At 71.4% G+C, this 13,012-nt stretch carries 12 protein-coding genes and 1 pseudogene; 8 read left to right on the forward strand and 5 right to left on the reverse strand.

All coding sequences use genetic code 11. The features are described from left to right. Positions 1 to 33 precede the first annotated feature (33 nt). The gene (locus tag ABZ854_RS27125; protein WP_361215377.1) at positions 34 to 1,659 is read left to right on the forward strand and encodes a D-aminoacylase; all 1,626 of its coding nucleotides are present in this window, start codon (positions 34 to 36) and stop codon (positions 1,657 to 1,659) included. 30 nt (positions 1,660 to 1,689) lie between these two features. Here the strand turns inward: ABZ854_RS27125 and ABZ854_RS27130 are convergent, their stop codons facing one another. Together ABZ854_RS27130 and ABZ854_RS27135 are read right to left on the reverse strand one after the other, a co-directional pair. Further along, on the reverse strand, positions 1,690 to 2,583 hold the full coding sequence (locus ABZ854_RS27130) for a serine protease (RefSeq protein ID WP_361215380.1): 894 nt from the start codon (positions 2,581 to 2,583) through the stop codon (positions 1,690 to 1,692). Between the two features lie 152 nt (positions 2,584 to 2,735). Beyond that, complete coding sequence (locus tag ABZ854_RS27135; RefSeq protein ID WP_361215382.1) at positions 2,736 to 3,503, reverse strand: hypothetical protein; 768 nt, start codon at positions 3,501 to 3,503, stop codon at positions 2,736 to 2,738. A 126-nt stretch (positions 3,504 to 3,629) separates the two neighbouring features. Here ABZ854_RS27135 and ABZ854_RS27140 point away from each other — a divergent pair, with 126 nt between their 5' ends. Then, entirely contained in the window at positions 3,630 to 4,841 is a 1,212-nt protein-coding gene (locus ABZ854_RS27140) for a pyridoxal phosphate-dependent aminotransferase (RefSeq protein WP_361215384.1), read from the forward strand. Between the two features lie 114 nt (positions 4,842 to 4,955). After that, entirely contained in the window at positions 4,956 to 5,381 is a 426-nt protein-coding gene (locus tag ABZ854_RS27145; RefSeq protein WP_361215387.1) for a hypothetical protein, read from the forward strand. Between the two features lie 86 nt (positions 5,382 to 5,467). Here ABZ854_RS27145 and ABZ854_RS27150 read toward each other — a convergent pair whose 3' ends face one another. Both ABZ854_RS27150 and ABZ854_RS27155 read right to left on the reverse strand, forming a co-directional pair. Continuing rightward, positions 5,468 to 5,644 carry a hypothetical protein gene (locus ABZ854_RS27150; protein ID WP_361215389.1) on the reverse strand — a complete coding sequence of 59 codons (177 nt, stop codon included), beginning with the start codon at positions 5,642 to 5,644 and terminating at the stop codon, positions 5,468 to 5,470. Between the two features lie 208 nt (positions 5,645 to 5,852). After that, complete coding sequence (locus ABZ854_RS27155; protein ID WP_361215392.1) at positions 5,853 to 7,676, reverse strand: phosphoenolpyruvate carboxykinase (GTP); 1,824 nt, start codon at positions 7,674 to 7,676, stop codon at positions 5,853 to 5,855. Between the two features lie 313 nt (positions 7,677 to 7,989). On the opposite strand from ABZ854_RS27155, the gene ABZ854_RS27160 reads away from it, so the two are divergent. The 5 genes and pseudogenes from ABZ854_RS27160 (at position 7,990) to ABZ854_RS27180 (ending at position 10,866) form a co-directional block, all read left to right on the forward strand. Continuing rightward, on the forward strand, positions 7,990 to 8,703 hold the full coding sequence (locus tag ABZ854_RS27160) for a hemolysin III family protein (protein WP_361215395.1): 714 nt from the start codon (positions 7,990 to 7,992) through the stop codon (positions 8,701 to 8,703). Between the two features lie 140 nt (positions 8,704 to 8,843). Beyond that, positions 8,844 to 9,101 (forward strand): annotated as a pseudogene (locus ABZ854_RS27165) (MFS transporter); the annotation flags it as partial. Next, positions 9,098 to 9,721, forward strand: coding sequence for a TetR family transcriptional regulator (locus ABZ854_RS27170; RefSeq protein WP_361215398.1), 624 nt, complete (start codon positions 9,098 to 9,100; stop codon positions 9,719 to 9,721). The pseudogene ABZ854_RS27165 and the gene ABZ854_RS27170, both read left to right, overlap by 4 nt. A gap of 33 nt (positions 9,722 to 9,754) precedes the next feature. Next, complete coding sequence (locus ABZ854_RS27175; RefSeq protein ID WP_361215401.1) at positions 9,755 to 10,486, forward strand: Mut7-C RNAse domain-containing protein; 732 nt, start codon at positions 9,755 to 9,757, stop codon at positions 10,484 to 10,486. 47 nt (positions 10,487 to 10,533) lie between these two features. Then, entirely contained in the window at positions 10,534 to 10,866 is a 333-nt protein-coding gene (locus ABZ854_RS27180; protein ID WP_361215404.1) for a hypothetical protein, read from the forward strand. 18 nt (positions 10,867 to 10,884) lie between these two features. Here the strand turns inward: ABZ854_RS27180 and ABZ854_RS27185 are convergent, their stop codons facing one another. Further along, a complete protein-coding gene (locus ABZ854_RS27185; protein WP_361215407.1) occupies positions 10,885 to 12,972 on the reverse strand; it encodes a thioredoxin domain-containing protein in 2,088 nt (695 codons plus the stop codon). Positions 12,973 to 13,012 lie beyond the last annotated feature (40 nt).

The raw sequence follows: 13,012 nt of genomic DNA on the forward strand, positions 1-13,012 counted from the left end.
TTCTAGGGCTTCTAGGGCACGCCGGGAGGCACCATGGAGGAGTTGGTCATCCGGGACGCGGACGTCGTCGACGGCAGCGGCGGGTACGCCTACCGCGCCGACGTGGTCGTCGACCGCGGCCGGATCGTCTCCATCGTCAAGGAGGCCGCGGCGGCCGGCTGTCTGCGGCCGAAGGCGATGCGGGAACTGGACGCCGAGGGGCTGGTGCTGGCGCCGGGCTTCATCGACATGCACGCCCACTCCGACCTCGCCCTGCTGCGCGACCCCGACCACAGCGCGAAGCTGGCGCAGGGCGTCACGCTGGAGGTCCTCGGCCAGGACGGGCTGTCGTACGCCCCGGTCGACGACCGTACGCGGGAGGAGGTCCGCCGGGCGATCACCGGCTGGAACGGGTACGGCGACGACCTCGACCTGGACTGGCGGAGCGTCGGCGAGTACCTGGACCGGCTGGACCACGGCTTCGACGGCCGCGGGATCGCCGTCAACGCCGCCTATCTGGTCCCGCAGGGCACGGTCCGCGCGCTCGCGGTCGGCTGGGAGGACCGGCCGGCCACCGCGCGGGAGCTGGACCGGATGCGGCAACTCGTGGCGGAGGGGCTGGAGCAGGGCGCGGTCGGGCTGTCGTCCGGGCTGACGTACACACCGGGCATGTACGCCGACGACGCCGAACTCACCGAGCTGTGCCGGGTGGTGGCCGGGTACGGCGGCTACTACTGCCCGCACCACCGCTCCTACGGCGCCGGCGCCCTGGAGGCCTACGCCGAGATGGTCGAGCTGGCCCGGAAGGCGGGCTGCCCGCTGCACCTGGCCCACGCGACGATGAACTTCCGGGTGAACGAGGGCCGGGCGGCGGATCTGCTGGCCCTGCTGGACGAGGCCCTGGACACGGGCGCCGACATCACGCTGGACACCTACCCGTACACCCCCGGCTGCACCACCCTCGCCGCGCTGCTGCCGAGCTGGGCGAGCGAGGGCGGCCCGGAGCGGGTGCTGGCCCGGCTCACCGACCCGGCGACCGCCGAGCGGATCCGGCGCGACCTGGAGGAGACCGGCTCCGACGGCTGCCACGGCGTGCCCGTGGAGTGGGAGACGGTCGAGATCTCCGGGGTGAGCGACCCGGCCCTGGCCGATGTCGTGGGCCGTACGGTGCAGGAGGCCGCCCGGTCGCGTGGCGAGGCGCCCTGGGCGACCGCCCGCCGGCTGCTCGTCGAGGACCGGCTCGGCACGACGGTCCTCCAGCACGTCGGCCACGAGGACAACGTCCGCGCGATCATGCGGCACCGCGCCCACACCGGCGGCTCCGACGGCATCCTCCAGGGCGCCAAGCCGCACCCGCGGGCGTACGGCACGTTCCCGCGCTATCTCGGCCACTACGTCCGCGAGTCGGGCGTCCTGACGCTGGAGGAGTGCGTCGCCCATCTGACCGGGCGTCCCGCGGCCCGGCTGAGGCTGCCGGACCGCGGGCTGGTGCGCGAGGGACACCGGGCGGACCTGGTCCTGTTCGACCCGGACACGGTCGCGCCCGGTGCCACCTTCGCCGCTCCCCGTACGCTGCCGACGGGGATCCCGTACGTCATGGTCGACGGCAGGTTCGCCGTCGAGGACGGGCGGCGCACGGACGTCCTCGCCGGACGGGCGGTCCGTCGTACGCCGGTGTGACCGCCCGCCCCGCGCGGGGGCGCCGCCGCGCTACGGCCGGGGCAGGACGCAGCCGGACGCGTTCAGGTCCAGCTTGTTGCCCGTGGTGAAGCAGGCCGGGATCTCGTAGGTCTCCTGGGCGTAGTTGATGCCCTGGTGGATGGTGACGTTTCCGTTCTCGTCGACCTCGCACGGGTTGTCCACCGTGCAGCGTTCGCCGTCCTCGTTGCCGGTGTTGTTGACCGCGACCACGTTGCCGGTGGCCGTGTCGACCACCGGGGAGCCCGAGGTGCCGCCGATGGTGTCGCAGGCGGACGTGTAGCGGACCGAGTCCTTGAAGGTCCAGTCGCCCTCCCGCAGTTCGTACACGAACTGGTCGATGTTGCAGCTGTACGTCCGCTTCCAGTAGCCGGAGACGACCTTGATGGCGGTGCCTGCGACCGGGTGGGTGTCGGCGACCGTCAGCGGGCTGATCCCGTACGTGCTCTTGATCTGCGCGTAGGTGCGGGTGAGGCGGTAGATCGTGACGTCCGTGTCGGTCATGGTCGAGTAGACGACCTGGTTGGCGCGGAGCGTGCCGAGCCGGGAGCCCGAGGAACTGAGCAGCGTGAAGCTGCGGCTGGAGGACTGGCCGGTGATGACCTCGCCGGGGCCGGGCATGCCCGTCTCCAGGCAGTGGCCGTTGGTCATCACGAGCGCCGGGTCGCTGTCCGCGGAACGGGGGAAGCGGATGACGGATCCGGAGCAGTTGCTGAGCGCGACCGTGCCGGCGAAGCCGAGCGCCTTGACGTGCGGGGCCTTGGTGTGCGGCGCCGCGGCGGCCGGGGTGACGCCGGCCTGGACCGAGCCGGCCTGAGTCGTGCCGGACGGTGCCGCGACCGCCGGAGCCGCGCCGAACCCGGCGATCGCCAGGGCCGAGAGCGCGGCCACGAGAGGCTTGTTCATGTGGGGGTCCCCTCTGCAGACTGAGCGGCCGGAGATCTTCCGGCCACCGTCTTGTCATGAGCATTCTCATGAGAGGGGCGCCACTGGGCAAGGAGGCGGCGCCGGGGGTTTTACCGGACCGCTCCGCCGGAGTGGAATCAACCAGCTTGCCCCTAGCCTCCGTTGACGGACGGCCACCTGGGCTTCTTCGTCCCTCCCCTGCCGTGCCCCCGGCCCCCGGGGCTCCAGGACGAGGACGCGCCCGGCTGCACCGTCGAGGCCGCGGGCGCGGGCGCGGTCGAGGACGCGACGGCCGTGGGCGTGACCGCCCCGGCGGGAGCGGTGGACCGGCCCGGGGCGGGGCCGGACGCCGAGGCGGTGGCCGTGGTGGTGGCCGCGCCCGTCGCCGACGGGGCGGTGGCGGACGGGGGCGTGGTGGCGGCCCCGTCGGCGGCGGTGGTCGCCGTGGCCGACGTGATGGGGTCGCCGGACCGGGTGGCCGTACCGCCCCCGGCGGGGGGTCCGTCGCCGGTGCGGCCGGTGCCGGCCGGGGAACCGGAGCCCGACAGGCCGGCGATCAGCGCGCCCGCGCACACGACGCCGCCGAGGACCGCGGCCACGAGCGCCACCCGCCGGCGTCCGCCCCGCTGCCGCCGCCGACGCCGGCCCGCAGGCAGGGGCGCGGGCCGCGTGTCGGGCCCCGGCGCGGGCACCGCAGGAAGCTCGCGCGTGTCCCCCGGCCGCCCCAGCCCCAGGTACTCCGAGCCGCCCGACGGGTCGTACGCGTTCTGCCAGCCGTGGGCGGCGGCCGGGTCGGCGTACTCGTCGTAGGCCGGGGCGTCGGCCGCCCGCGGGTGATACACGTTCGGCGGACCGCCGGGCTCACCGCCCGCCCCGTGCGCGCCGTACGCCCCCGCCCCGTACTCGCGTTCGGTGTACATGGCCGCGAATTCTAGGTACGCAAGTGACTCCTGAGACAGCCGTCGGCGATATCCACGCAAAACAGCGTGTCTCACGTGTCGGAAAACACGGCCCATGAGGCGGTACCGGGTCGTAAGCTCACGGACATGCAGGTGATCCAGTCGACGAAGCTCGCCAACGTCTGTTACGAGATCCGCGGCCCGGTGCTCGAAGAGGCGATGCGGCTGGAGGCGGCAGGGCACCGCATCCTGAAGCTCAACACCGGCAACCCGGCCGCCTTCGGCTTCGAGTGCCCCCCGGAGATCCTGGAGGACGTCCTCCGCAACGTCTCCACGGCGCACGGCTACGGCGACGCGAAGGGCCTGCTGGCCGCCCGCCGGGCGGTCGTCATGCACAACCAGACCCTCGGCATCGAGACGGACGTCGAGCACGTCTACATCGGCAACGGCGTCTCCGAGCTGATCGTGATGGCGATGCAGGGCCTGCTCGACGACGGCGACGAGGTCCTCGTACCGTCCCCGGACTACCCGCTGTGGACGGCGGCCGTCTCCCTTTCCGGCGGCACGGCCGTGCATTACCGCTGCGACGAGCAGTCCGACTGGATGCCCGACCTCGCCGATGTGGAGCGCAAGGTCACCGACCGCACCAAGGCGATCGTCATCATCAACCCGAACAACCCCACCGGCGCGGTCTACGACGAGGCCGTACTGAAGGGGCTGACGGACATCGCCCGCCGGCACAACCTGCTGGTCTGCTCGGACGAGATCTACGACAAGATCCTCTACGACGGGGCCACGCACACCCCGACCGCCAAGGTCGCCCCGGACCTGCTGACGCTCACGTTCAACGGCATGTCCAAGGCGTACCGGGTGGCCGGCTACCGGGTCGGCTGGATGTCGATCTCAGGCCCCCGAGCGCACGCCGACTCCTACATCGAGGGCCTGACGATCCTGGCGAACATGCGGTTGTGCGCCAACATGCCGGGACAGCACGGCGTCGTGGCCGCCCTCAGCGGCCGGCAGTCGATCAAGGACCTGGTCCTGCCGGGCGGCCGGCTGAAGGAGCAGCGGGACGTCGCCTACGAACTGCTCACCCAGATCCCGGGCGTGACCTGCGTACGGCCGAAGGGCGCGCTGTATCTCTTCCCGCGGCTGGACCCGAAGGTCTTCAAGATCAAGGACGACCGGCGGATGGTGCTGGACCTGCTGCGCCAGGAGAAGATCATGGTCGTCCAGGGCACGGGCTTCAACTGGAGCGAACCCGACCACTTCCGCGTGGTCACCCTGCCCTCGGTCGGTGACCTCAGGGACGCCATCACCCGGATCGGCACCTTCCTCGACGGGTACGGGCAGCCGTAAACCCCCGCATGGTGTGACACAGAGCACACGAACCGACCGCTTCCGTGACTCTGCTCAACTTTAGACGAATTCCAAGCTAGGATGGTTTCCTGTCAGCGCACAGGAGGCCATCCCATGTACGAACCGATCCGCACCAAGTCGGTCCACAGCACGATGGCCGGCACGCCCTCGGACTTCCCCCACCGCTCGCGCGAGGAGGAGCTGGACATCCAGCTCGCCGGACACCTCGCCGCGCTGCTCGCCGTCACCGACGAACTGCGCGCCCACACGCGGTCCGCCGAACTGGACACGGCCGCCGAGCGCCTCGCCGGGCAGGTGGCCCGGTTGCGCGGCGGACGGCCGCCGCTGCGGGCCACGCCCGCCGCCGCCGGTGCGCCGGCCGACGTCCTGCACGAGCGGGCGCACGCGCTCGCGGGCCGCGCGCTGGTGGTCGCCGCGTCCCGCGCGGACACGGCCGTGGCGATCCTCGCCGCCGAACGGATGGACGTGCACAGCGCGGCACTCGCCGCCGGCCCGAAGGCACTGAGCACGGCGCCCTGACCCCTCACCGGGGTCCCCGAGACGGCCCCGGTCCGCGCGCACCCGCAGAGCCGCGCGGACCGGGCGCCACACACCCGCGCGGTGCGTCAGCCGAAGATCACGGTGAGGATCACCAGCAGCACCAGCACCGCGAGGATCATGAGCCAGATGTGCTTGGAGCCGCGGGCCCGTGGTTCCTCGGGACCGCCGCCTCGCGGCCTGTCCTCCTCCAGCCGTGGACTGTCGGGACGGTCGTGGGAGTAGAAGTCACCGCCTTCTGCCATGAACCCATCACTCCTTCCGGCGCGGCGGCCCCCCGGGTACCCGACCCCGGCCGGGCAACCCCCATTCCATGGGAAAGGCCGGCCCCCTTTCCGGGAAGCCGGCCGAGCCCGTGGAGCGAACCGCGGCCGGCCGTGACGATCGCTGGTCAGGGCTCCCGACCGGCCGCGGTGTCTGTGAGGTGAACGGGCGGGCAGCCCGCGTGGGCGCTCAGCCCAGGCGCTGCACCAGCGCGCGGTACTGGTCCCACAGCTCCTTCGGGGCGTGGTCGCCGAAGGTGTTGAGGTGCTCGGGGACCAGCGCGGCCTCCTCGCGCCAGACCTCCTTGTCGACCGTGAGCAGGAAGTCCAGGTCGGAGTCGGAGAGTTCGAGACCGCCTGTGTCGAGGGACTCCTTGGTCGGCAGGATGCCGATCGGCGTCTCGACGCCCTCGGCCTTGCCGTCCAGGCGCTCCACGATCCACTTCAGGACGCGGGAGTTCTCGCCGAAGCCCGGCCAGACGAACTTGCCCTCGTCGTTCTTGCGGAACCAGTTGACGTAGTAGATCTTCGGCAGCTTCGCCTGGTCCTTGTCGGCGCCGACCTCGATCCAGTGGCCCATGTAGTCGCCCATGTTGTAGCCGCAGAACGGCAGCATGGCGAACGGGTCGCGGCGCAGCTCGCCGACCTTGCCCTCGGCGGCGGCGGTCTTCTCGGAGGCCACGTTGGCGCCGAGGAAGACGCCGTGGTTCCAGTCGAAGGACTCGGTCACCAGCGGCACGGCGGAGGCGCGGCGGCCGCCGAAGAGGATCGCCGAGATCGGCACGCCCTTGGGGCTCTCCCACTCGGGCGCGATGATCGGGCACTGCGAGGCGGGCGTGGTGAAGCGGGCGTTGGGGTGCGCGGCCGGGGTGTCCGACTCGGGCGTCCAGTCGTTGCCCTTCCAGTCGGTCAGGTGGGCCGGGGTCTCCTCCGTCATGCCCTCCCACCACACGTCGCCGTCGTCGGTGAGGGCGACGTTGGTGAAGACCGAGTTGCCCCACAGCGTCTTCATCGCGTTGGCGTTGGTGTGCTCGCCGGTGCCGGGTGCGACGCCGAAGAAGCCGGCCTCGGGGTTGATGGCGTAGAGGCGGCCGTCCTCGCCGAACCGCATCCAGGCGATGTCGTCGCCGATGGTCTCGACGGTCCAGCCGGAGATCGTGGGCTCCAGCATGGCGAGGTTGGTCTTGCCGCAGGCCGACGGGAAGGCGGCGGCGACGTACTTGGGCTCACCGGTGGGCGGGGTGAGCTTGAGGACGAGCATGTGCTCGGCGAGCCAGCCCTCGTCGCGGGCCATGACGGAGGCGATGCGCAGGGCGTAGCACTTCTTGCCGAGCAGGGCGTTGCCGCCGTAGCCGGAGCCGTACGACCAGATCTCGCGGTCCTCGGGGAAGTGCGAGATGTACTTGGTGGTGTTGCAGGGCCACGGGACGTCGTCCTGGCCCTCCTCCAGGGGGGCGCCGACGGAGTGCACGGCCTTCACGAAGAAGCCCTGGTCGCCGAGTTCTTCGAGGACGGGCTGTCCCATGCGGGTCATGGTGCGCATGGAGGCGGCGACGTACGCCGAGTCGGTGATCTCCACGCCGATCGCGGACAGCGGGGAGCCGAGCGGGCCCATGCAGAACGGGACGACGTACATCGTGCGGCCGCGCATGGCGCCGCGGAACAGGCCCTTCTCACCGTGGAAGATCTCCCGCATCTCGGCGGGGTCCTTCCAGTGGTTGGTGGGGCCGGCGTCCTCCTCCTTGGCGGAGCAGATGAAGGTGCGGTCCTCGACGCGGGCGACGTCCTTCGGGTCGGAGGCCGCGTAGTAGGAGTTGGGGCGCTTGATCGGGTCGAGCTTCTTGAAGGTGCCCTTGGCCACCAGCTCTTCGGCCAGCCGGTCGTACTCGGCCTCGGATCCGTCACACCAGACCACGCTGTCCGGCTGCGTCAGTTCGGCGATCTCGTTGACCCAGGAGATCAGTTCCTGGTGGTTGGTGGGGACCACGGTGGGAGCCGCGATGTCGCGCGCCACGATTGCTCCTAAGTGAGGGATTTTGTCTTGTTCCGCCCCTTGGGGGCCGCGACCCGGATGCTTCGTAGCTGCTCATCCGGTGCCGACCGCACTCATTTGATCATCCGAGTCTAGTGCCCATATGTCCAGAGGGCATCACAGGTGAGCACGTGAGGAATCCCACGGTTTCCGTGATTTTTTGCGTCCACGTTGGCCTCGGCTGAAGGATCTTTTGCCTGCGGGCACGATCAGGCGGCGGATCGGATACCCGCGAGGGACGCACTCACCAGGGCCGCTCACAAGGCACTTACGGTGCCGTCGGTACCATGCGGCCATGTCTGCGTTCGTCCCCGACGCGCCCACGGACCCGACGGCCACCGGCCGCCGTCCCGCCGCGCCCTTGCTGCCGCACCCGGTCAAGCCCAGACTCCGCGGCTGGTTGCACCTCGGCATGTTCCCGGCCGTGCTCATAGCGGGCCTGGTGCTCACCGCTCTCGCCGACTCCACCCGGGGCCGGATCGCCTGCGGCATCTACGTCCTGACGGCCTGTCTGCTCTTCGGGGTCAGCGCGCTGTACCACCGGGGCAACTGGAGCCCGCGCATGGACGGCGTCCTGCGCAGACTGGACCACGCGAACATCTTCCTGATCATCGCGGGCACCTACACCCCGCTGACCATGCTGCTCCTGCCCGGCGCCAAGGGGCAGTGGCTGCTGTGGGGCATCTGGGCCGCGGCCCTCGCCGGCATCGTGTTCCGGGTGTTCTGGGTCGGCGCGCCCCGCTGGCTCTACACCCCGTGCTACATCGCGATGGGCTGGGCCGCCGTCTTCTTCCTGCCCGACTTCATGCACGCGGGCGGCATCGCCGTCCTGGTCCTGGTGATCGTCGGCGGCGTGCTCTACAGCGCGGGCGGCGTCGTCTACGGCATCAAGCGCCCGAACCCCTCTCCGCGCTGGTTCGGCTTCCACGAGGTCTTCCACTCCTTCACGCTGGCCGCGTTCGTCGTCCACTACGTCGGCATCTCGCTGGTGGCCTACCAGCACACGTAGCGCACCGCCCCCTCGCCCCAGGCCACGGCTCACCGGAGCCGTGGCCTTTTTGACATGCCCTGACACGGACCATCGATTGACTTGGCCTATATTTTGAGAGCTACTCTCATTTCACGCCTCGAAGGGCACTCGCACCGGTCGCGCACACCGCCGGGGAATTGGTCGTCGCCGCCCATCTCGTCGCCGCCCGCACCCACTCCGCGCACCTGGCCGCCTCCACCGACGCCTCCTACGTGCACGGCATGGGCCTGGTGCTGCTGGTGTGCGGGGCCGCGGCCCTGCTCGCCGCCCTCCTGGCGGCCGCCTTCCTGCCAGGAACGGCGGACGACCGTACCGGCGCGCCCTCCCCGGAGCCGGACCCGGCCGTGGCCGCGGCGAGGGACGATGCCCGACAATGACCACCATGACGGCAGCACGCACCGACTCCCCCGCCGATCGCCCGCGGCCGGGCCTGCGCGAACGCAAGAAGATCAAGACCCGCGAGGCGATCCGCTCCGCGACCTACGCGCTGGTCGAACAGCAGGGGTACGACGCCACGACGATCGACCAGATCGCCGAGCGCGCCGAGGTGTCGCCGTCGACCGTCTTCCGTTACTTCCCGACCAAGGAGGACATCGTCCTCACGGACGAGTACGACCCGGTCCTCCTGGAGAAGATCAGGCGGCGGCCCGCCGAGGAGCGGTGGACGGACACCATCCGTTCGGTGCTGCGGGTGGGCGTGGAGGAGGAACCGGACTCCCGGATGCGCACCCGGCTCATGGTCGAGGTCCCCGCGGTGCGCTCCCGCATGATGGAGAGCATGTCGGTCACCGGCCGCATGCTGTGCCAGGTCATCGGCGAGCGCACCGGCCGCGACCCGGCCGGCCTGGAGGTCCGGGCGTACGCCATGTCACTGGTCGGCGCCCTGATGGAGACCACCCTCTACTGGGCCGAGAACGGCCACCGGGAGGACTTCACCGCCCTCATCGACCGCACCCTGGACGTCCTGGAACACGGCCTGCCCCCGAAAAAGCCCTGAGGAGCGTCCGCCCCTGCGTGCCATCCTGACCGGGTGAACGCACCCGAGATCATCGTCGAGTTCGCCCCCGAGCTGCACCTGTTCGTCCCGCACGGACGCAGGCTTGGCGCCACACCCGCCGCCGTCGACGGCGTCTCGACCCTCGGCCACGTCGTGGAGTCCCTGGGCGTGCCGCTCACCGAGGTGGGAACCCTTACGGTCGACGGCGAACCGGTGCCGGTGTCACACGTCCCCCGGCCCGGCGAACGGGTCGCGGTCCGTCCCGTCGAGCGCCCCCAGCACATCCCGGGCGCCCCGCTCCGCTTCCTCCTCGACGTCCACCTCGGCACCCTCGCCCGCCGCCTGCGCCTCCTCGGCGTCGACACCGCGTACGAGTCGACGGACATCGGCGACCCGGCGCTCGCCGCCCGCTCGGCCGCCGAGAAACGGGTCATGCTCAGCCGCGACCGGGGTTTGCTGCGCCGCCGTGAACTCTGGGCCGGCGCCTACGTCTACAGCACCCGCCCCGACGACCAGCTCCACGAGATCCTCGACCGCTTCCGCCCCGCCCTCTCCCCCTGGACCCGCTGCACAGCCTGCAACGGCCCCCTGAAGCAGGCCACCAAGGAAGAGGTGGCCGCCCAGCTGAAACACGGCACCCACAAGACGTACGACGCCTTCGCCCAGTGCGCGTCCTGCGGCCGCGCCTACTGGAAGGGCGCCCACCACGACCAGCTGGAAGCGATCGTGGAACGGGCGTTGAGCATGCGTACTCACGACGGTTGAGTACCGCGGCCGATCACCGGGCCGGGACCAGGCGGTTGGCTGAGGGCATGACGACACCGACTCATTCCCTGCCGCCCATCCCCGGCCGCACCCTGACCCGGTGGTCGGCCTGGGGCCTGGCCCTGCTCCTCCCCGGCATCCTGTTCACGTCGATCGCCGCGCTCTCCACCGAGCGCGGCAGCCGCTGCGTCACGAACGGCGAGTGCCCGCAGGTGCCGGGCGCGCTCGTGTACGGCAGTCTCCTGACGGCCGTCGTCGCGGGCCTCGCCGCGCTGGCGTGGCCGCGGCGCACCTGGACGGGTGCGCGGACCTGGGCAGTCGTCCTGCAGTGGACCGCCCAGGCCCTGCTGATGCTGCTGATCCTCAGCTACGGCGCCTGACTCTTTGCTGTCCGCTGATCAGCTGGCGGGTGTCGGGGTGTTCAGCGTGGCGCGCAGTTGCTCGGGGTCGGTTGTCGGGGCGTCGCAGGTGAAGTGGCGGCAGACGTACGCGGCCGGCTCGCCGCCGACGAGGGGGCGGCCTTCGAGCAACGGGAACTCGGCGCTCTCCGGGGTGCCGACGGCGACGACGGCGCCGGGGGCGGTACCGAGGAGGGCCGTCCGGTGCAGGGCGGTCGTCGCGGGGTCGGCGGGGAGCGCGAGACCGCGATACCCGGCCGGGTCCTCCTCCTTGCCCGCCGGTCCGACGACCGCGATCTCGCGGGGCCCGTCGAGGAGGGCCTCGGCGACGGCCAGCCCCCACCCGATGAACCGGGGCACGCGCGGACCGAGCGCCTTGACGACGCCCAACGCCCGTTCGGCGGCGGCCCGGTGGGGCTCGGAGCCGGTGTGCGCGGCGTAACTCAGCAGGGCGCCGGCCGCCGCGCTCCAGCCGGACGGGGCGGCGTTGTCGGTGGGGTCCTGCGGCCGGCGGATCAGCCGCTCGGCGTCGGAGGCGGTGTCGTACAGCGAGCCGGTGTCCGGGTCGGTGAAGCGGGCCAGCACATGGTCGAGGAGCAGTCCGGCGAAGTCCAGCCAGACGCCCTCGCCGGTGACGGAGGCGAGCGCGAGGAATCCCTCGGCGACATCGGCGTAGTCCTCCAGCACCCCCGCGTTGGCGCCGGCGCGGCCGTCCCGGCTGGTACGGGCGAGGTGGGCGTGCTCATCGAGGTGCAGCCGTACGAGGAGGTCGGCGGCGGCGACGGCGGCGCCGACCAGGTCGGGGCGGTCGAAGTAGGCGCCGGTCTCGGCGAGCGCCGCGACGGCGAGCCCGTTCCACGCGGCGACGACCTTGTCGTCCCGGCCGGGCGCGGGCCGCCCGGCGCGCTCCGCCAGCAGCCGCTCCCTGATGGACGCGGCCTTGGCCGCATCCAGCACGGGACCGTCCTGCGGGAGTTGCAGGACGGACTGCCCCTCCTCGAAGGTGCCCTCCTCAGTCACACCGAAGTACCGCGCGGCGAGTTCGGCGTCCTCCTCGCCGAGCGCCTCCCGCAGCCGCTCGGGCGTCCACACGTAGTACGCCCCCTCGACGTGCCGCCCGCTGCCGTCGTCGCTGTCGGCGTCGAGCGCGGAGGCGAATCCCCCTTCGCTCGTGCGCAGTTCACGCACCATGAAGTCGGCGGTCTCCAGGGCGACGCGCCGGGCGAGGTCGGAGCCGGTGGCCCGCCACAGGTGCGCGTACACGCGGCACAGCAGGGCGTTGTCGTACAGCATCTTCTCGAAGTGCGGCACGACCCAGTCACGGTCGACGGAGTACCGGGCGAATCCGCCGCCGAGCTGGTCGTACATCCCTCCCCGCGCCATCCGCTCACACGTGTCCTGCGCCATCTGCAGCGCGCCCTCGGACCCGGTGCGGGCGTGGTGGCGCAGCAGGAACTCCAGCACCATGGACGGCGGGAACTTGGGTGCGCCGCCGAATCCACCGCGCTGCGGGTCGTAGTCCCGGGTGAGCCCGAGGAGCGCCTGCGCGAGCTCCTGCTCCCTGGGCGCCTCGCCCCCGTGCTGCACGATCTCCCGCTGGGCCAGGTCCCGCACGATCTTCCCGGCGACCTCCCCGACCTCGTCCCGCCGCTCGTCCCAGGCCTGCCACACCCCTTCGAGCACCTGCCGGAAGGACGGCATGCCGTGCCGCGGCTCGGGCGGGAAGTACGTCCCGAAGTAGAACGGCTCTGCGTCGGGCGTCAGAAACACGGTCATCGGCCACCCCCCGTGCCCGGTGGCCGCCTGCACGGCCTCCATGTACACGGCATCCACATCGGGCCGCTCCTCACGGTCCACCTTGACGCTGACGAAGTGGTCGTTGAGGTAGTCGGCGGTGGCTTGGTCCTCGAACGATTCGTGGGCCATGACGTGGCACCAGTGACAACTCGCGTACCCGACGCTCAGCAGAATCGGTTTCCCAGCCTTCCGGGCCGCCTCGAAGGCCTCGGGCGACCAGGGCCACCAGTCGACGGGGTTGTGGGCGTGCTGAAGCAGATACGGGGACGTCTCATGGTCCAGTCGATTCACCGTTCCACTCTGCCACGGGCTCGGGGACGGCGTAGAGACG

The sequence above is a fragment of the Streptomyces sp. NPDC047028 genome, assembly GCF_040644095.1.
Taxonomy (GTDB): Bacteria; Actinomycetota; Actinomycetes; order Streptomycetales; family Streptomycetaceae; genus Streptomyces.

Excerpts from the sequence above, each read along its gene's own strand:
- ABZ854_RS27125 (WP_361215377.1), top strand. The coding sequence starts at position 34 with ATGGAGGAGTTGGTCATCCGGGACGCGGACGTCGTCGACGGCAGCGGC.
- ABZ854_RS27130 (WP_361215380.1), bottom strand. The coding sequence starts at position 2,583 with ATGAACAAGCCTCTCGTGGCCGCGCTCTCGGCCCTGGCGATCGCCGGG.
- ABZ854_RS27135 (WP_361215382.1), bottom strand. The coding sequence starts at position 3,503 with ATGTACACCGAACGCGAGTACGGGGCGGGGGCGTACGGCGCGCACGGG.
- ABZ854_RS27140 (WP_361215384.1), top strand. The coding sequence starts at position 3,630 with ATGCAGGTGATCCAGTCGACGAAGCTCGCCAACGTCTGTTACGAGATC.
- ABZ854_RS27145 (WP_361215387.1), top strand. The coding sequence starts at position 4,956 with ATGTACGAACCGATCCGCACCAAGTCGGTCCACAGCACGATGGCCGGC.
- ABZ854_RS27150 (WP_361215389.1), bottom strand. The coding sequence starts at position 5,644 with ATGGCAGAAGGCGGTGACTTCTACTCCCACGACCGTCCCGACAGTCCA.
- ABZ854_RS27160 (WP_361215395.1), top strand. The coding sequence starts at position 7,990 with ATGTCTGCGTTCGTCCCCGACGCGCCCACGGACCCGACGGCCACCGGC.
- ABZ854_RS27170 (WP_361215398.1), top strand. The coding sequence starts at position 9,098 with ATGACCACCATGACGGCAGCACGCACCGACTCCCCCGCCGATCGCCCG.
- ABZ854_RS27180 (WP_361215404.1), top strand. The coding sequence starts at position 10,534 with ATGACGACACCGACTCATTCCCTGCCGCCCATCCCCGGCCGCACCCTG.